The sequence below is a fragment of the Streptomyces roseolus genome, from assembly GCF_014649855.1.
GTDB classification, from domain to species: domain Bacteria; phylum Actinomycetota; class Actinomycetes; order Streptomycetales; family Streptomycetaceae; genus Streptomyces; species Streptomyces roseolus.
This window is the reverse complement of the sequence record NZ_BMTV01000007.1, coordinates 239,549-256,886: the sequence shown is the minus strand read 5'-3', so window position 1 is coordinate 256,886 and position 17,338 is coordinate 239,549. Positions and strand designations below refer to the sequence as shown.

18 protein-coding genes and 1 tRNA gene are annotated in these 17,338 nt (G+C 72.3%); 5 read left to right on the top strand and 14 right to left on the bottom strand.

What is annotated here, in order from left to right:
* Both IE245_RS11060 and IE245_RS11055 read right to left on the bottom strand, forming a co-directional pair.
* Positions 1-72: transfer RNA gene (locus tag IE245_RS11060), tRNA-Met, on the bottom strand.
* Between the two features lie 43 nt (positions 73-115).
* The gene (locus IE245_RS11055) at positions 116-3,043 is read right to left on the bottom strand and encodes a UPF0182 family membrane protein (protein WP_189946613.1); all 2,928 of its coding nucleotides are present in this window, start codon (positions 3,041-3,043) and stop codon (positions 116-118) included.
* A gap of 135 nt (positions 3,044-3,178) precedes the next feature.
* Between IE245_RS11055 and IE245_RS11050 the strand changes: the two genes are divergently transcribed.
* The gene (locus tag IE245_RS11050) at positions 3,179-3,718 is read left to right on the top strand and encodes a PPA1309 family protein (RefSeq protein WP_189946612.1); all 540 of its coding nucleotides are present in this window, start codon (positions 3,179-3,181) and stop codon (positions 3,716-3,718) included.
* A 55-nt stretch (positions 3,719-3,773) separates the two neighbouring features.
* On the opposite strand, the gene IE245_RS11045 is transcribed toward IE245_RS11050, so the two are convergent.
* From IE245_RS11045 to IE245_RS11035, 4 genes are all read right to left on the bottom strand, one after another.
* On the bottom strand, positions 3,774-4,862 hold the full coding sequence (locus tag IE245_RS11045) for a YlbL family protein (protein ID WP_189946611.1): 1,089 nt from the start codon (positions 4,860-4,862) through the stop codon (positions 3,774-3,776).
* A gap of 84 nt (positions 4,863-4,946) precedes the next feature.
* On the bottom strand, positions 4,947-5,159 hold the full coding sequence (locus IE245_RS36855) for a hypothetical protein (RefSeq protein ID WP_229851209.1): 213 nt from the start codon (positions 5,157-5,159) through the stop codon (positions 4,947-4,949).
* A 230-nt stretch (positions 5,160-5,389) separates the two neighbouring features.
* Positions 5,390-5,851, bottom strand: coding sequence for a molybdenum cofactor biosynthesis protein MoaE (locus IE245_RS11040; RefSeq protein WP_189946610.1), 462 nt, complete (start codon positions 5,849-5,851; stop codon positions 5,390-5,392).
* An 80-nt stretch (positions 5,852-5,931) separates the two neighbouring features.
* Positions 5,932-7,041, bottom strand: coding sequence for an SDR family oxidoreductase (locus IE245_RS11035; protein WP_189946609.1), 1,110 nt, complete (start codon positions 7,039-7,041; stop codon positions 5,932-5,934).
* A 191-nt stretch (positions 7,042-7,232) separates the two neighbouring features.
* Between IE245_RS11035 and IE245_RS11030 the strand changes: the two genes are divergently transcribed.
* Both IE245_RS11030 and IE245_RS11025 read left to right on the top strand, forming a co-directional pair.
* The gene (locus IE245_RS11030) at positions 7,233-8,696 is read left to right on the top strand and encodes a zinc-dependent metalloprotease (protein WP_189946608.1); all 1,464 of its coding nucleotides are present in this window, start codon (positions 7,233-7,235) and stop codon (positions 8,694-8,696) included.
* On the top strand, positions 8,693-9,214 hold the full coding sequence (locus IE245_RS11025) for an NUDIX hydrolase (RefSeq protein WP_189946607.1): 522 nt from the start codon (positions 8,693-8,695) through the stop codon (positions 9,212-9,214). Before IE245_RS11030 ends, IE245_RS11025 begins: the two co-directional genes overlap by 4 nt.
* A 69-nt stretch (positions 9,215-9,283) precedes the next feature.
* Here the strand turns inward: IE245_RS11025 and IE245_RS11020 are convergent, their stop codons facing one another.
* The 4 genes from IE245_RS11020 to IE245_RS11005 all read right to left on the bottom strand — a co-directional run bounded on the left by IE245_RS11020 (position 9,284) and on the right by IE245_RS11005 (position 13,085).
* Complete coding sequence (locus IE245_RS11020) at positions 9,284-10,039, bottom strand: AIM24 family protein (RefSeq protein ID WP_189946606.1); 756 nt, start codon at positions 10,037-10,039, stop codon at positions 9,284-9,286.
* 16 nt (positions 10,040-10,055) lie between these two features.
* Positions 10,056-10,736, bottom strand: a complete 681-nt coding sequence (locus IE245_RS11015) for an AIM24 family protein (protein ID WP_189946605.1) — start codon at positions 10,734-10,736, stop codon at positions 10,056-10,058.
* A 14-nt stretch (positions 10,737-10,750) separates the two neighbouring features.
* Positions 10,751-12,439 (bottom strand): TerD family protein, encoded by a 1,689-nt coding sequence (locus tag IE245_RS11010; protein ID WP_189946604.1) that lies wholly within the window; start codon positions 12,437-12,439, stop codon positions 10,751-10,753.
* A gap of 112 nt (positions 12,440-12,551) precedes the next feature.
* Positions 12,552-13,085 (bottom strand): M48 metallopeptidase family protein, encoded by a 534-nt coding sequence (locus tag IE245_RS11005; protein WP_229851208.1) that lies wholly within the window; start codon positions 13,083-13,085, stop codon positions 12,552-12,554.
* 174 nt (positions 13,086-13,259) lie between these two features.
* On the opposite strand from IE245_RS11005, the gene IE245_RS11000 reads away from it, so the two are divergent.
* Positions 13,260-14,468 (top strand): TOMM precursor leader peptide-binding protein, encoded by a 1,209-nt coding sequence (locus IE245_RS11000; protein ID WP_189946603.1) that lies wholly within the window; start codon positions 13,260-13,262, stop codon positions 14,466-14,468.
* Positions 14,461-15,807 carry an ABC1 kinase family protein gene (locus IE245_RS10995; RefSeq protein ID WP_189946602.1) on the top strand — a complete coding sequence of 449 codons (1,347 nt, stop codon included), beginning with the start codon at positions 14,461-14,463 and terminating at the stop codon, positions 15,805-15,807. Before IE245_RS11000 ends, IE245_RS10995 begins: the two co-directional genes overlap by 8 nt.
* A 7-nt stretch (positions 15,808-15,814) precedes the next feature.
* Here the strand turns inward: IE245_RS10995 and IE245_RS10990 are convergent, their stop codons facing one another.
* From IE245_RS10990 to IE245_RS10975, 4 genes are all read right to left on the bottom strand, one after another.
* Positions 15,815-15,997 carry a hypothetical protein gene (locus IE245_RS10990; protein ID WP_189946601.1) on the bottom strand — a complete coding sequence of 61 codons (183 nt, stop codon included), beginning with the start codon at positions 15,995-15,997 and terminating at the stop codon, positions 15,815-15,817.
* A gap of 99 nt (positions 15,998-16,096) precedes the next feature.
* On the bottom strand, positions 16,097-16,459 hold the full coding sequence (locus tag IE245_RS10985; protein WP_189946600.1) for a putative WhiB-interacting protein: 363 nt from the start codon (positions 16,457-16,459) through the stop codon (positions 16,097-16,099).
* Positions 16,456-16,824 (bottom strand): WhiB family transcriptional regulator, encoded by a 369-nt coding sequence (locus tag IE245_RS10980; protein ID WP_031013886.1) that lies wholly within the window; start codon positions 16,822-16,824, stop codon positions 16,456-16,458. Before IE245_RS10980 ends, IE245_RS10985 begins: the two co-directional genes overlap by 4 nt.
* A gap of 170 nt (positions 16,825-16,994) precedes the next feature.
* Complete coding sequence (locus IE245_RS10975) at positions 16,995-17,327, bottom strand: hypothetical protein (protein ID WP_373305306.1); 333 nt, start codon at positions 17,325-17,327, stop codon at positions 16,995-16,997.
* Between the last annotated feature and the right edge of the window lie 11 nt (positions 17,328-17,338).

The window sequence follows — 17,338 nt, the reverse complement described above, 5'->3', positions numbered from 1 at the left end:
GCGGGGACAGGATTTGAACCTGCGACCTCTGGGTTATGAGCCCAGCGAGCTACCGAGCTGCTCCACCCCGCGTCGGTGAAGTAACACTATCACGACGCGGGGTGAATCTCGCAGGTCAGCTGCCCTCGGCCGGCTTCTCGGCGCCACCGGCCCCGGACGGCTGGAGCTTCGCGCCTGCCTCGGCGGCCTTCTCCAGGGCGTCCTGGAGGGCCTCCTGCGCCTTGCCGTAGGCCGCCCAGTCCTGCTTCGCGAGCGCCGCCTCGCCCTCGTCGTACGCCTTCTGGGCGTCGGCGATGGCCTGCTTCAGCGCCGCGTCCGCCGAGGCCGGCGGCTGCGGGGTGGTCGGCGGCTGCTCGGTGCCCGGCGGGGTCGTGGGCGGGGTCGTGCCCTCCACGCCGAAGACCGCGTTGAGCGCCTCCGTGAGGGTGTTCTCGAACACCGTGGTGTCCTTGGTGGTGTCGCCGCCCGGCTGATCGGCGTCCACGTACGACACCGCGACCTTCTTCAGGAGCGGGTAGAGCGCGTTCCGTCCCTGGGCGTAGACCGGCTCCACGTACAGGAACCCGCCGTCGAGCGGCACGGTGAGCAGGTTGCCGTACTGGATGTCCGAGTCGGCGCCCCGCATGTCGCGGACGAAGGTGGCGACGTCGGGGAGGCTGTTGAGCTTGCTCTGGACCTGCGCCGGGCCCGGCACGTCCTCGGTGACCCGCAGCAGCCTCAGCCGGCCGTACTCCTTGCTGGTGGCGTCGGCGTCGACCGCCATGAAGCCGCCCAGGTTGGGCCGCCCGTTGGGGGTGAACGTCGTGGTCAGCGAGAAGCGCTGCTCCGCGTCCCCGGGCATCTTCATGCTCAGGTAGTACGGCGGCACCGCCACGTTGTCCTTGTTGGTCGGGTCGTTCGGCACCTGCCAGGCGTCCGAGCCGCTGTAGAACTGGGCCGGGTCGGTGACGTGGTACCGGGTCAGCAGCTCGCGCTGGACCTTGAACATGTCCTGCGGGTAGCGCAGGTGCTCCAGGAGGTCGCCCTTGACCTCGGACTTGGGCTTCACCGTGCCGGGGAAGGCCTTCATCCAGGTCTTCAGGACCGGGTCCTCGGTGTCCCACTGGTAGAGGGTGACCGTGCCGTCATAGGCGTCGACGGTCGCCTTCACCGAGTTGCGGATGTAGTTGACCTGGTTCTGCTGGGCGACGACCGCGCGCTGCTGGTTGCCGACGGTCAGCGAGTCGGCGGTGGTGTCGCCGAGCGTGGTCCGCGAGGAGTACGGGTAGCCGTTGCTGGTCGTGTACGCGTCGACGATCCACTGGATCTTGCCCTCGACGACCGCCGGGTAGGCGTCGCCGTCGATGGTCAGCCAGGGGGCGACGGCCTCCACGCGCTGCTTGGGCGTGCGGTTGTACAGGACCCGCGATCCGTCGCCGATGGCCCCGGAGTAGAGGATCTGCGGCTCGCTGAAGGCCACCGCGTAGGCCGCGCGGTTGAAGGCGCTCTCCAGGCTGACGCCGCTGTTGCCCTCGTAGCTGGTGGTCTTCTCGCCGTTCTCCTCGTAGTCCAGCTCCTTCTGGGGGCCGCCCACGATCGAGTACTGGTCGGTCTTCTCGCCGTAGTAGATCTTCTGCTGGTACTTCCCGAGCTCACCGGTGGTCGGCAGGCCCGACTCGGTGAAGACCGGGGAGCCGTTGGCGTCGGTCTGGGTGCCGCGGGCCATGATGGCGCCGTAGCCGTGCGTGTAGGTGAAGTGGTCGTTGATCCAGTTCCGCTTCGGGATGCCGCGGATGTTCAGCTCGCGCAGACCGATGACGACGTCCTGGCCCTTGTAGCGGTCCACGTCGAGCGTCGTCGGGAACTGGTAGTACTTCCTCTTCTGCTCCAGCTGCTGGAACGTCGGCGAGACGATGTTCGGGTCGAGGATGCGGTACGCGGCCGCCGTGTCGGCGTCCGTGCGCAGCTTGTCCTTGGCCTTCACCGTCGACTTGCCCGAGTAGTTCTCCAGCTTGGTGTCGTCGATCGCGTACGCCTTGCGGGTCGCGTCGATGTTGTTCTGGATGTACGGGGCTTCCTTGGCCTGCTCGTTCGGCTGGACCTGGAACTTCTGCACGATCGCCGGGTACAGGCCGCCGATGAGGACGGCGGAGAGCACCATCAGGCCGAAGCCGATGACCGGCAGCTGCCAGGTGCGGCGCCACAGGGTGGCGAAGAAGAGCACGGCGCAGATGACGGCGATGCAGAAGAGGATCGTCTTCGCCGGCAGGTAGGCGTTGGCGTCGACGTACCTGAGGCCCGTCCAGTTGCCGGTGGCCTTGAAGTCGCTGGACTTCACCGCCAGGCCGTACCGGTCGAGCCAGTACGCCACGGCCTTCAGCGCGACGAAGACGCCGAGCAGCACCGACAGGTGGCCGGTGGCGGCGGCGGTCGCACGGGCGCCGGGGCTGGTGACCCGCAGCCCGCCGTACAGGTAGTGGGTGATCGCCGCGGCGATCAGCGAGAGCACCACGGCGGCGAAGCCGAAGGCCAGCAGGAAGCGGTACCAGGGCAGGTCGAAGGCGTAGAAGGAGACGTCCTTGCCGAACTGGACGTCCTTCTCGCCGAAGTCCACGCCGTTGACCCACATGAGCCAGGTGCGCCACTGGCCGGAGGCGGAGGCGCCGGCGATCAGCCCCACCAGGGCGGTGACCGCGAGCAGCACCCACTTCTTGAAGGGGGCGACGCCCATCCGGTACCGGTCGAGGCTCTGCTGTTCGAGCGACATCGCGCTCAGCGGCGGGCGGAGCCGGTACGCCAGCCAGATGTTCAGGCCGACGGCGAGGCCCATCAGCAGCCCGAAGACCGCGAACAGGCCGATCTTGGTCCACAGGGTGGTCGTGAAGACGGACGAGTAGTGGACCGAGCGGTACCAGAGCCAGTCCGTCCAGAACCCGGCGAACATCACGAACGCCATGGCCAGGACGGCCAGGACGCCCAGTGTCATCAGCAGGGTGCGGGCCCGCCGGGACGGCCGGCCGACTCTGATCCTTGGCCCGGACGGGCTGCCGCCACGGTCCGGCATCTGGAAAGCCAACGTGCGCCCCTCGGTGTTGATGCGTCGGAAAGCGGGCCCCGCGATCGTAGGGCCCACTGGTGCAACTTACTGACGCTTTACCTAGTTCCCGTTTCCGGGGGAAGAGGAGGCAGGATATTGGTCATGTCCAACCTTTCCCCCTCGGGCCCGCCGATGGCCTCCAGTCCCCTCACCCGTGCGGTGCTCGAGATCGACGAGTACGCCTCGGGCCTCGGCTGGGACCGGCCCGCCCGCCTCTTCGCCCTGGTCGACACCGCCCGGCTGCGCGCCCAGGCGCCCTCGCTGAAGCTCGGCGAGGACGCGACCGCCTACACCCCCATCGAGCAGGAGGAGATCCCCAAGGGCAAGCCGCTCGACGAGTTCCTCGGCACCATCGCGTGGCCGGAGGCGGTGGCCGGCTGCGCCCTCACGGTGGAGCGGCTGATGCTGCCGCCGTCGGCGGAGGCCCAGGTCCCCAAGGACCTGAGCGGCGCCAGGCTGAACAAGTGGGTGGCCGCGCACCCGGACCGCCAGGAGGTCCGGATGACGGTGGCCGTGCTGCGGTCCGGCGCCCGGGAGGCGGCGATCCGGCTGCGCGAGAAGGACTCGCCGACCGAGGTGCTGACCGGCCCGGACCTGGTGCCGGGGCTCGCCGACGCGCTCGCGGCGACCTTCGAGGGCTGAGCGGTGGAGGGCTGAGCGATACGGGTACGGGACCCCGCGCGGGTCCCGTACCGGTTCAGCTCTTCGAGCAGCCGGGGAGGCCCGCCGTGTCGCCCTCGCGGAGCTTCTCCAGCGACTTCGTGGCGTCGTCGATGGTGTCGACCTTGACGAGGGTGAGCCCCTCGGGCGTGTCGTCGGCCGCGGCGGCGCAGTTGTCGGCCGGGGTGAGGAAGTACTCGGCGCCCGCGTTCCGCGCGCCGACCAGCTTCATCTGGATGCCGCCGATCGGGCCGACCTTGCCGTCGTCGTCGATGGTGCCGGTGCCCGCGACGAACTTCCCGCCGGTGATGCTCTCCGGGGTCAGCTTGTCGACGATGCCGAGCGCGAACATCAGGCCCGCGCTGGGGCCGCCGACGTCGGCGAGCTTGATGTCGATGGTGAACGGGAAGACGTGGTCGGTGCCGGCCTGGATGCCGACGATCGCCCGGTCGCCCTCCTCGGACTTCGCGGTGGTGAGGGCCACCTTCCGGGTGACGGTGGCCTCCTTGTGCGCCTTCTCGGCGGCGGCCGCCTCCTTGGCCGGGACGATGGTGAACTCGACCTTCTGGCCCGGCTTCCGCTTGGTCACCTGCGCGGCGACGTCGGCCGGCCCGGTCACCTTCACGCCGTCGACGGCCCTGATCACGTCACCGGCGTGCAGGGTGCCCTCCGCCGGCGAGTCCTTCACCACGGAGGCGACGACGACCCGGGTGGTGAAGGGGATGCCCAGCTCGTCGAGGGCGGCGACCTTGGCGCTCTCCTGCGACTGGGAGAACTCCTCCGCGTTCTCCTGGCTCGACTCCTCCTCCGTCTTCCCGTCCGGGTAGAGGGTGTCGTGCGGCACCACCACGTTGTCGTGCGCCAGCCAGCCGTAGACCGCCTCGACGGCGTTCATCTTGTAGTCCGCGCTGGTGACCCTGACCGTGGTCATGTTGAGGTGGCCGTCGGTCGGGTAGGTCTTGCGACCGGAGATCTGGAGGACCGGCTCGCCGCGCGCCTCGCCGAGCGTGTTGACCGTGGGGCCGGGGCTCATCTCCGAGTACGGCACCGGGATCAGGACGCCGGCGATCAGCAGGCAGATCAGGACCAGGGTGGAGGCGAGCATCGTCGCGGTGCGGCGTGGCATGGAACGACAGTACGGGACTCGCCTGTGCGCGCACCCCTGGGGCGGTCCGTACGGGACGCCGCCGGCCCTCGCTCGGGGGGACGGTCAGGACTCCGCGGAAACCGGCTCGGCCGCGTGCCGGAACGGGGCGGAATCGGGCGCGGTGGGGTGGGAACGCTCCATGGCGTCCCGGAAGCGGGCGTAGCCGGCGAGCTCGGCCACGTCACCTATCGTCTTGTTCCTCTGGACCCAGCTTCCCCATATCGCCGCGCCGACGACTGCGAAAAGCGGAATCAGCAACCAGGCCAGCACTGCCATCCCGACCTCCCATCCCCAGTGAGTTGATCAGCAGATTATTCATCTGTGCCACCAACGCTCGGGCCTGGGGGGCGGTTACGCAAATCGGGCGTTCGACTACCCCGCGTCGGCGCGCCTGCTTGCACGACCTCTCGGGCTCGGCGGGCGCCGACCCTCCGCCCGCTGACGGGACGAGAACCCGGCAGGCCCCCGGACTCCGTCCGGGGGACCCCCATCCTCGGGGCGAGAGCTCAGCAGGCTCCCACCCACTCCTCGGTGCCGTCGGAGAAGGTCTGGTGCTTCCAGATCGGGACCTCGTGCTTGAGGTCGTCGATCAGCTTGCGGCAGGCCTCGAAGGCCTCTCCGCGGTGGGGGCAGGAGACGGCGACGACGACCGCCAGGTCGCCGACCTTCAGGTCGCCCACGCGGTGGACCGCGGCCAGGGCGCGCACCGGGTAGTTCGCGACGACCTTCTCGGCGACCCGGCGCAGCTCGGCCTCGGCGCTCGGGTGGCAGGAGTAGCCCAGCGCGTCCACGTCGGCGCCGCCGTCGTGGTTGCGCACGGTGCCGACGAAGAGGGTCGTGCCGCCCGCCGCTTCGTCGCCGACGGCCCGGAAGACCTCGTCGACCGAGAGCGGGACGTCGCGGATCGCGAGCAGCTTGATCGGGTCGTCCGCGGCCTGCTCACCGGGGTGGTCGTGCGTGGTCGTCATGCCGTCCATGGTGCCGCACGCCTCCGACATCCCGGAATAGCGTTTTCGACCGGTGGACCGGGACCCTCCGTAGGAGGGTCCTACAGGCCGCGCCGCTTCCTCATCTGCCGCACCAGGGCCGCGGTGCCCAGGAGGGCCACCGTGGCGCCCGCCGCGCCCGCCGCCGTGGCGTCCTTGCGGCCGAGGCGGCGGCCCGCGACCGTGTGCCGGCCCTGGACCTCCTCCAGGAGCGCCGCGAGGACCTCCTCGTTGGTCCACCGGGGGCGCCAGCCCGCGTCGTGGAGCCGGCCGACGCTCACCACCCAGGGGTGCATGGTGTAGGCGAGGTCGCCGGCCGGGGACGGGGTGAGGCCGATCCGGTGCAGCCGGGCCGCGGCGCCCAGGGCGACCGCCGAGGGCAGCTCCATGCGGCGGATCCCGGACAGCTCCTCGACCTCCTCCTGTTCCAGCCAGCCCTCGCAGCCGACCGCGAACTCGCCGTCGACCTTCTCCAGGGCCGCGTACTCCAGGGCGCTGACCAGGTCCTCCACGTGGCAGAACTGCCAGGTGGGGCGGGAGCCGGCGACGACGAGCAGCCGGGGCGACTCGAAGTAGCGGGTCAGCGCCGTGTCCGTACCGCCGACGAGGACGGCCGGGCGGACCACGGTCACGTTGAGGCCGGGGTGGGCGCGGGAGCCGCGGCGGCCGAGCCGTTCGATCTCCAGGAGGTCGCCGACGCCGGTGGCCTCGGCGGTGGCCCGCAGCTCGGCGTCCTCGGAGAGCGGGATGTCGTTGTCGGGGAGGGCGCCGTAGACCATGGTCGAGGTGCACAGGACGACCCGGTGGACGCCGGCCGCCGCCGCGGCCGTGAGGACCGTCTGGGTGCCGCGCACGTTGTACGCCGACCGGGCGGCGGGGTCGGTCTCCAGGTCGAGGTCGACGGCGAGGTGCACGACGACGTCGGCGCCGCGGAGCTTCTCCGCGATGGCCGGATCCCGCACGTCGAGGACGTGCCAGGTCGCCTCGGCCACCTCGCCGCGCCGTTCGTCGACGGCGATGACCCGCCGGACCTCCTCCGAATCGGCGAGACGCCTGGTCAGGAGGGCGCCGACGCCGGTGGCGGCGCCGGTGACCGCGACGACGGGACCGCGCGCGGCGGACCGGGTTGAGTGGTTTCGCGCTCCGCGAACCTGCGGATCTGGGGAACTCACCGACCGACTCCAGTGGTTGTCTTCAGTACGTACGGGGATGACGCGTACGTACCAGGTGGCGTCCATCCTGCCGCAGGGCACGGCCCGGCGGAGACTTGAGCCCATATCCGACCCGGATGTCTACGCTGGTGTTGTGCAGCGGGCAGTCGCCGCCGGCGGAGAGCCGGCGGCCCGAGGAGCCGAGGAAACCTGTGAGTGACACCCCATTCGGATTCGGCCTTCCGCCGGAGGAGCCGGAGGACGGCGACGAAGGCAAGAAGAAGGACCCCGCCGGAGGTGGCCAGGGGTCCGGCGGCCAGGGCGGCGGCAATCCGTTCGGGGCGAACCCGTTCGGGGCGAACCCGTTCGGGTTCGGCGGCATCCCCGGCATGGGCGGCGGCCAGGGCGGCGCGGACAACCCGTTCGCCGCGATGTTCGGGTCGATGAACCCGACGGACCTGGGCGCGGCCTTCCAGCAGCTCGGCCAGATGCTGAGCTACGAGGGCGGTCCCGTGAACTGGGACATGGCCAAGCAGATCGCCCGCCAGGCGGTCGCCCAGGGCACCGCCGACGGCGTCAAGGACGCCAGCGTGGGCCCGGCCGAGAAGTCCGCGGTCGAGGAGGCGGTCCGCCTCGCCGACCTGTGGCTGGACCAGGTCACCTCGCTGCCCTCCGGGGCGAACACGGCGGTGGCGTGGAGCCGCGCCGAGTGGGTCGAGGCGACCCTCCCGGCGTGGAAGGCGCTGGTGGATCCGGTCGCCGAGCGGGTCGGCACCGCCATGGGCGACGTGCTGCCGCAGGAGATGCAGGCCATGGCGGGTCCGCTGATCGGCATGATGCGGTCGATGGGTGGCGCCATGTTCGGCCAGCAGATCGGGCAGGCCATCGGCGCGCTCGCGGGCGAGGTCGTCGGCTCGACCGACGTCGGCCTGCCGCTCGGTCCGGCCGGCCGGGCCGCGCTGCTCCCGCTGAACGTGGCGTCGTTCGGCAAGGACCTGAGCGTGCCCTCCGACGAGGTGCGGCTCTACCTGGCCCTGCGCGAGGCCGCCCACCAGCGGCTCTTCGCGCACGTGCCGTGGCTGCGGGCGCACCTCTTCGGCGCGGTCGAGTCGTACGCGCGCGGCATCAAGGTCGACACCTCGAAGCTGGAGGAGGCCGTCTCCCAGCTCGACCCGACCCACCCGGAGCAGCTCCAGGAGGCGCTCCAGTCCGGCATGTTCCAGCCGCAGGACACGCCCGAGCAGAAGGCGGCCCTGGCCCGGCTGGAGACGGCGCTCGCGCTGGTCGAGGGCTGGGTGGACGCGGTGGTCCACGAGGCCGCCAAGACCCGGCTGACCTCGGCCGACGCGCTCCGCGAGACGCTGCGCCGGCGCCGGGCCACGGGCGGTCCGGCCGAGCAGACCTTCGCCACGCTGATCGGTCTGGAGCTGCGGCCGCGGCGGCTGCGGGACGCCTCCCGGCTGTGGGCCTCGCTCACCGACGCGCGCGGTGTCGACGGCCGCGACGGGCTGTGGGAGCACCCCGACATGCTGCCGACGGCGACCGACCTCGACGACCCGGACGGCTTCGTCCACCGCGAGCACCTGGACTTCTCCGAGCTGGACAAGCTGCTCGGAGAGGCCGCCAAGGGCGACGCGCCCGAGGACGGGGACGGGGACGGGGACGGCACGAAGTGACGCTGCACGACGACGCGGTCCTCGTCCTCAAGGGGTACGAGGACCAGCCGGAGCTGCGCGAGCTCTACCTGGAGCACCTGGCCGCGCATCCGGACGGCATGTACAAGCCCTGCTCGGCCGGTCACCTCACCGGCAGCGCGCTGGTGATCGACCCCGCGCGCGGGCGGGTGCTGCTGACCCTGCACAAGAAGCTCGGCCTGTGGCTCCAGATGGGCGGCCACTGCGAGGAGGGCGACCCGACCATGGAGGCGGTGGCGCTGCGGGAGGCCGCCGAGGAGTCGGGGATCCCGGGGCTCACGCTGCTGCCCGGCGGTCCGGTGCGGCTGGACCGGCATCCGATCCCGGCGCCCTGCAACTGGCACCTCGACGTGCAGTACGCGGCGCTGGCCCCGGCCGAGGCGGTGGCCCGGATCAGCGAGGAGTCGCTGGACCTGAAGTGGTTCGCGTACGACGAGGTGGCCGCCGTCGCGGACACCTCGGTGGTGCGGCTGACGGAGGCGACGCTGGCCCGCCTGTGAAGGCGGACGGCGGTACGGCGAAGGGCCCCCGGTCTCCGGGGGCCCTTCGCCGTACCGCCGTCCGCGCGCTCAGTTCCAGGCGTTGTTCTGGTTCTGGCCGTGGGCGCCCTGCTGGCCGACGCCGAACTGGGCGGCGACGCCCTGTCCGATGGCGGCGTTCTGCGGGGGCATGACCTCGCTGGGCTGGACGAGGGCGAAGCCCTGGCCGAGGAAGCTGAGCTCCCAGCCCTCGCCGGTGTTGCCGCGGCGGCTGCGGACGCTGCTGTTGTGCGTCTGCGCCTGCATCTGGACCCGCAGCGAGGTGGACCAGGCGACGATGGCGTCCGCGTCGGCGCTCACGTACTTGTCCGGGGTGACCTGGAGCATCAGCGGCTGGCCGGACGTCATGAGGGCGACCTTGCCGCGACCGGTGATGTTGAGCTGGTACTTGCCGGTGCCGGAGACGCCGTACTGGCTGTCCACGGCGATGACCTCGGTGTGCAGGCTGGTGTCGAGCGCCAGCACGTAGGCGCTGTCGACGGTGAGGCCCTCCTGCTCGACCTCGACGACGTGGATGTACTGCGCCAGGTTGGCGAAGTAGACCGTGCCCTGGCCGGAGCAGCGCATCAGGTCGAGGCCCTCGCCGGTGCGGGCGCGGGCCCGCCGCTGGTTGGCGCTCTGGTACTCGCCGTCGAAGTCGACGAGGCCCTGGTAGGCGACCATGGCGCCCTTGCGGGCGAGGATGTCGTCGTGGCCGGTGAGGCTGACCCGCAGCAGCTGCGGGTTCTGGATGACGTACCGCTCCTGGCTCTGCTGCTCGGCGTGGTTGAAAAGCGGGCTCTGCATGTGTTCTCGCTCCCCCTCAGCCCCGGATCCGAAGCCGGTCGCTGCTGTCCTCGCTGGGCTGTACGACGACGATGCCCTGGCCCGAGAAGGCCATCTGGTATGCCTCGCCGCTGCCCCGCCCGATGAGGGAGGACGCCTTGAAGCTGCGCTTGCCCTTGACCTTGAGCTGCGGCGACCAGGCGACGAGCGCGTCGGGGTCGACGTACGTCTCGTCCTCGCCACGGCCGCAGTCGACGACGATCGGGGTGCCGCGCGAGGTGAGCGCGACCCAGCCGGTGCCGGCGATGCCCACGTTGAACAGACCCTGCCCGGCGAACTTGGCGAGGCCCTTGACCCGCTCGACGCCCCACTGGAGGTGGGCGTCGAAGGCGAGGAGGTTGGTGCCGTTGACGGAGATCGCGTCGTTCTGGAGGTTGATCACGACGACGTCGGCGCCGTAGTCGGCGAGGTAGAGCAGGCCGTCGCCGGCGCACTTCATGATCGGCGCGCCTTCGCCGGTGGCCCACTCCTTGGCGACCTGGCGGACGGCCGGCGGGTTGGGCTCGTAGCTGATGAAGCCCTCGTAGGCGACCATCGAGCCGGCCCGGGCGTAGAGGTCCTGGCCACTGGCCATGGCGACCTTGAGCATGGTGCGGCCGTGGTTCTCCATGCGGGCCGCGATGGGGGTCGGGGCGTAGCCCGCGAGCTGCTGGTTCATGGTGTCGGGCTCCCTCAGACCTCGTACGGCTGGACGACGATGAAGTTTCCGGGGGCGCCCCGGAACTGCAGGTTCACCGTCTCCCCGCTGTGGCCGGGGTAGGCGTTGCGCCGGAGCCGGACCTGGCTGGAGAGGATGACCTGCGAGGCGGCCGACCAGGCGACGACCGCGTTGCAGTCCGCGAAGGTCGTCGGGGTGACGGGCAGGACCACGGGGACGCCGTGGGTCTTGACGATCACGGTGCCGGTGCCCTGGAACTGCATGGTGAACAGGGCGCCGCCGGGGATGCCGTGGCCCTCGATGCGGCGTACCTCGTACTGGAGGGACTCGTCGAAGGCGAGCACGTTCTCCGCGGAGACGCAGATGGCGTCGCCCTGGAGCTCGATCGGGTGCAGGTGGGTGCCGTTCTCGGCGAGGAAGACCTGGCCGCGTCCGGTGCAGCGCATCAGCTGCATCTCCTGGCCGGTGGCGTTGCCGACGATCCGGCCCGCGAAGCCCGCGCCCTTGTAGGAGAAGTCGACCTTGCCCTGGTACATGACCATGGAGCCCTGGCGGGCGAGGACGGGGGTGCCGCCCATGCTGAGGTCGACCCGCATGAGCTGCTGGTTCTGCGGGGTCCAGCGGGCGCCGGTGGCGGTCTCCTTGAACGGGGCGAGCGCGGCGGCGAGCCCGGCGCCGGTCGCCGGCGCGCCCTGCGGGACGCCCTGGGGCATGCCCTGCGGCGGCATGCCGGGCTGCTGGCCGTACGGAGCGGGCTGGCCGTAGCCGGGCTGCTGGCCGTAGGGCGCCTGCTGCGGCTGCCCGTAGGGGGCGCCGTGCGGCGGGGTCTGGTCGGGGACCTGCCCGTAAGGGGCCTGCCCGTAGGGGGCCTGCGGCGGCTGCTGACCGTACGGGCCGGGGGCCGGGGGCGGCGGCGGTACGGGCGCGGGGGCGAGCGGCGCGACCATCGTGGGCTGGGTGTGCACCGGCTGCGGGGCCGGCGGCGGGGTGGGCGGCTGCGCGCCGTAGCCGGGCTGCGGGGCGCCGAAGGCCGGGGCGGGCGCGGGGGCCGGGGCGGGCGCGGGGGCCGGGGCGGCGGGGGCGCCGAAGGCGGGCGGGGCCGCGGCCTGCGCGGGGGCGGCGAAACCGGGGGCGGCCTGCTGGGGGGCGGCGGGCTGCTGGGGGGCGGGCTCCTCCTCCAGGACCTCTCCGCCGAAGTTCCGCAGCAGCGCTTCCAGGCCGCCGTCGAAGCCCTGGCCGACGGCGGCGAAGCGCCACACGTCCTTGAGGTAGAAGTCGCCGAGCATGACCGCGCGCTCGGTGGAGAACTCCGCTCCGGTGAAGGCGTAGCGGGCGACCTCCTCGCCGCCGGCGACGATCCGGATCCAGCCGGGGCCGACCTGCGACATCTGGCCGTCGCCGTCGATGGTGGCGGTGAAGGCGAGCTTGTGGATCTGCGGGGGGATCCGGTCGAGGGTGACGCGGAAGGACTCGGTGTCCCCGGCCTGCGCCCCGAGCTGCTGGATGGACTCCTCGGGCGACTTCGGCTGGTTGAAGAAGACGAAGTACCGGTCGTCCGACAGCCGCTCGTCGGCGTCGAGGCCGAAGCAGCTGATGTCGAAGGTGAGCCCGGGAGCGGAGATCTGCACGCCCACGTACAGATCGGTGCCCGCGGTCAGATCACTGATCTTGGCCTTGTGGCCGCGTTGGAATTCCCTGGCCATGCGTAACGACCGTCCCCCATCCCGATGGCGAATGACTCGCGTCAGGCTAACCGCTGGGGACGACATTGAGACAGGGGAGGTCCGATCCGGTACCGAATCGGGAAAAAGGGCCTCAGGGTGCGGGCTCCGCGTCCGGCGGCCCGGGGGGACGGTCCGCCGCGACCACCCCTTCGAGGTACCCGCGGGCCCGCTCGGTACGGGGGTACGCCTCCAGGAGCCGCCAGAAGTCGGGGCCGTGGCCGGGCACGAGGAGGTGTGCGAGCTCGTGCAGGAGGACGTAGTCGACGACGTACTCGGGCATCGGCTGGAGGCGGTGGGAGAGCCGGATGGTGCCCTCGGCGGGGGTGCAGGAGCCCCAACGGCCGTTCTGGTTGGTGACCCAGCGGACCGAGGCGGGCCGCGCCCTGCCGTCGAGGTAGCGCTGCGAGAGGCGGGCCGCCCGCTCGGCGAGCTCGGCGTCGCCGCGGGTGGCGCGGCGCTCCTTGTCCCGGTCCTTGGCGTCGAGCTTCTCCAGCATCACGCCGACCCAGCGGCGCTCCTCGGCCTCCGACATCCGGGCCGGGATGAGGACGATCGTCCGGTCCCCCTCGCGGTAGGCGGAGACGGAACGGGTGCGGCGGGCGCTCCTGCGGATCTCGACTGACACGCCCTCGACGGTACCCGGCGGGCCCGGAGGAATCCCCACCACACGGCCTGTGTGACGTTCCGCCCATATGACTTTCCGGCGGGCCTGTGGACGACTTTCGGCGCGGTGCGACGGCGGTGGGCAGTCTGGTCACGGATCGCGGAGGGGCCGCGGAGGCGGAGGACGGGGGCGGGGATGCATCCGATGGTGAAGCCGGCACTGCGGCGGGCGTGGCGGAGCCTCACCTGTGTGCAGTACGGGGTGGCGCCGGCGCACGCGGTGGTGCTGGATCCGGTGGACGCGGCGACGGGCCGGCTGCTCGGGCTGATGGACGGGACGCGCGGGACGGCGCTGCTGCGGGCGGAGGCGGCGGCGCTCGGACTGCCGGAGGGGCGGCTCGACGCGCTGCTCGCGCGGCTCGCGGCGGTGGGACTGCTCGTGGAGGCCGCCGCCGGACGGCCGGGGCGGGCGGGGCCGGCGGCCGGGGCGGTGGACACGGCGCTCGATCCGCTGCGGGCGGACCTGGCCGCGCTGTCGGTGGTGTGCCCGGAGCCGGAGCGCGCCCTGGGGAGGCTCGCGGCCCGGCGGGAGCGGCGGGTGCGGGTGCGGGGTGCCGGACGGGTGGGCTCGATGGTGGCGGCGCTGCTCGCGGCGGCCGGGGTCGGCGGGGTCGAGGTGGTGGACGGCGGCCGGGTCGAGCCGTGGGAGACGGCGCCGGGCGGGCTGCCCGCCGAGGCGGTCGGCGAGCGGCGGGTGGCGGCGGCCCGGCGCCTCGTGGGGCGCTGGTCGCGCGGTCCGGTGGCGGTGCGGCGGACGGGCCGGCGGGCAGCGCCGGGTGACGGGGACGCCCGGGCCGCGGTGTCACTCGTGGTGGTGACGGACCGGGACGGCCTCGGGGTGCGGGTGCCGGACCCGGTGCCGGCGGAGCCGTGGATGGCGGCGGGGGTCCCCCATCTGTACGCGGGGGTGCTGGAGGCGACCGGGGTGGTGGGGCCGCTGGTGCTCCCGGGCGGGACGGCGTGCGCCCGGTGCCTCCAGGAGGAGGCGACGGACCGGGACCCGGCGTGGCCGCGGCTGCTCGCGCAGTGGCGTTCGGGGGCGCCGCATCCGCTGCCGGCCTGTGAGGTGGCGCTGGCGACGGCGGTGGCGGGGCTGGCCGCCGGGCACGCGCTGGCCTTCCTGGACGGGGAGTTGCCGGCGAGCACCGGGACCCGGTGGGAGGCGGCCATGCCCTCGCTGGGGTGGCGGCCCGAGCGACTGGTACCGCACCCGGCCTGTCCCTGCGGGGCCGCCCGGGGCAGGGTGGGGGTGGGCGCCTCGGGCGCCGGGGAGGCTGGGTCCACAATGGCGGGGCACAGCCCTGCGCGGCACGGCAGTCTGGGAATTGGAGGGGCGCATGTCTGATCTTCCCCGGAAGGCGGTCACCCGGACCGCCAAGTTGGCCGCGTTGCCACTGGGCTTCGCGGGCCGGGCGACGTGGGGGCTCGGCAAGCGGATCGGTGGCAAGTCCGCGGAGTTCGTGGCCCGGGAGCTCCAGGAGCGCACGGCGGAGCAGCTGTTCAGGGTGCTCGGCGAACTCAAGGGCGGGGCCATGAAACTCGGCCAGGCGCTGTCGGTCTTCGAGTCGGCGCTGCCGGAGGAGGTCGCCGGGCCCTACCGGGCTGCGCTGACGAAGCTTCAGGAGGCGGCGCCCCCGATGCCGGTGAAGACCGTGCACGGGGTTCTGGCGGAGCGGCTCGGGGACGGATGGCGGGAGCTGTTCCTGGAGTTCGAGGACAAGCCGGCGGCGGCCGCGTCGATCGGGCAGGTGCACCGGGCGGTCTGGCACGACGGCCGCGAGGTCGCCGTCAAGGTGCAGTACCCGGGCGCCGGTGAGGCGCTGCTGTCGGACCTGGCGCAACTGGGGATGTTCGCCCGGCTGCTCGGGCCGCTGGTGCCGGGGATCGAGGTGAAGCCGCTCATCGCGGAGTTGCGCGAGCGGGTCTCCGAGGAGCTGGACTACGCCCTGGAGGCGCGGGCGCAGCGGGAGCACGCCGAGGTCTTCGCGGACGATCCGGACGTGGTGGTGCCCGAGGTGGTGCACCAGGCGGAACAGGTCCTCGTGACCGAGTGGATGGACGGGATCCCGCTCGCGGAGGTGATCGCGGAGGGCGGTCAGGAGCAGCGGGACCGGGCCGGGCAGCTGCTCGCCCGGTTCCTCTTCTCGGGTCCGGCGCGGACGGGGCTGCTGCACGCCGATCCGCATCCGGGGAACTTCCGGCTGCTGCCGGCCGCGGGCGGCGGCGCGGACGGTCCTGCCGGGTGGCGGCTCGGGGTGCTGGACTTCGGCACGGTGGACCGGCTGCCGGGCGGGCTGCCGGAGACGATCGGCACGTGTCTGCGGATGACGCTGGCCGGCGAGGCCGAGACGGTGTACGAGCTGCTGCGGGCGGAGGGCTTCGTGAAGGAGTCGGTGGCGCTCGATCCGGAGGAGGTCCTGGAGTACCTGCTGCCGATCATCGAGCCGGCCCAGGCGGAGTCCTTCGTCTTCACCCGGGGCTGGCTGCGGACGCAGGCGGCCCGGATCGCCGACCCGCGCTCCCCCGCGCACCAGCTGGGGCGGCAGTTGAACCTGCCGCCCTCGTACCTGCTGATCCACCGGGTGACGCTGTCGACGATCGGGGTGCTCTGCCAGCTGAACGCGACGGTGCGGCTGCGGGACGAGCTGAACGCCTGGCTGCCCGGTTTCGACCCGGCGGCCTGAGCCGGCCTCACCACCAGGAGGAGTCGAGACGGCCCTCGATGGCCCGGATGTTGGCGCGGGCGCACTCCTCGCAGAAGTACTGGCGGCGGCCGTTCTCGACGGAGCAGGTCCAGGTGATCGGGAGGGGGTCGGCGGTCCTGCCGCAGCGGGCGCAGGCGACGGGCTCCTCCGCGGCGCGGGGCTCGTTCATCCTCATGACGATAGCCCGGCGGGGCGGCCGCGGCGGTGCAACGCACCGCGGGGGCCGGTCCGTTCGGACCGGCCCCCGCGGGGACGCCTGGTGGGGCGCTCAGTTCATGACGGCCATGGCCAGGGCGCGGCGGGCGCGCAGCGAGACGCGCTCGGCGCGGCGCTGCATGCGCCGGGCGGCGATCAGGCGCACGGCCTGACGTTCCGCCTCGGCCTCACGCCGGCGCTCGCGCATATGGGCACGGGCCAGGGCTTCTGGGATGAGTTGCATGTCACGGGTCCTGTTCTGACGCGACGCGGGGGCGCCGGCGGTGGAGAAGTCGGGGGTAGCGGAGCGGGTGGGCTCGAAGGCGGACGTGGTCATCGGGGCCTGCTTCTGGGGATCGTGCGTGAGGGGGTGGTCGATCGTTCCGGTGCGCCTGGGGGCCTTGTGGGGTACTGCCTCCCAGGTCAGGGCGGTCATGCCGCGACCGGGTTCTTGCGCGGGCGGCCACGGGGCCGCTTGCGGGCGACGACCACGCCCTGGACGAAGAGCTCGCCGCCCCAGACACCCCAGGGCTCGCGGCGCTCCTTGGCGCCGGCGAGGCAGGCCGCGACCAGCGGGCAGGTCTTGCAGAGGGACTTGGCGTACTCGACGTCGGCCGGGGACTCGGCGAAGAAGACCTCCGGGTCGTAGGCCCGGCAGGGAACCGGGACGCCGAGGTTCTCGATGGCGTCGTCGAGCGCGGTGAGCGATGTCAGGGGGGTCAAGGCGTGGTCCTCCGTGAGGCCGGACGGGGGGATCGTTTCGGAAGGCGGTACGGACGGGGCGTGCGCTTCGAGTTGCACGGGTGTCTTTCCTCGTCTGGTCGTTTCCGGCCGGTCGGCCGGGTCTTCGGCTGGTACCGGGTGTGTCGTCCCGAGGCCCCTTCGCTCCGTCGTCCCCGTTCGGGGACAAACAGAAGGGCCGCGGATCCCGGGTGGGGTTCCGCGGCCCTGAAGGCGCCGGCCTGATCGGGTCAGGCTGGATCACTCCAGGGTTCGAGCCCACGGAAGGCCCACATCGTGTGGTGCGTCGTCGTCTGCTGCTTGCCGGCACCGGCCGCCGCGAAGCCATAGGCCGCGAATCCGGCCTTGGTCTCTTCAGCCACCCGTGCCTTGGTCGGTCGCTCGTCGCGCTCGATGACGGACATGCCGCGGCCGGACAGACCGGTGACGGGCAGACCGCTGCCAAGGAGCGCGAAGGCGGAGAGGCCGAGCGAGCAGGCGGAGGCGACCGAGCGATCGGTCATTTTGGCGGTGCTGACGACGGTGTCGTTGATGACGGTGGTGCTCTTGATGTTGCTGATCACTGGAATCGCCT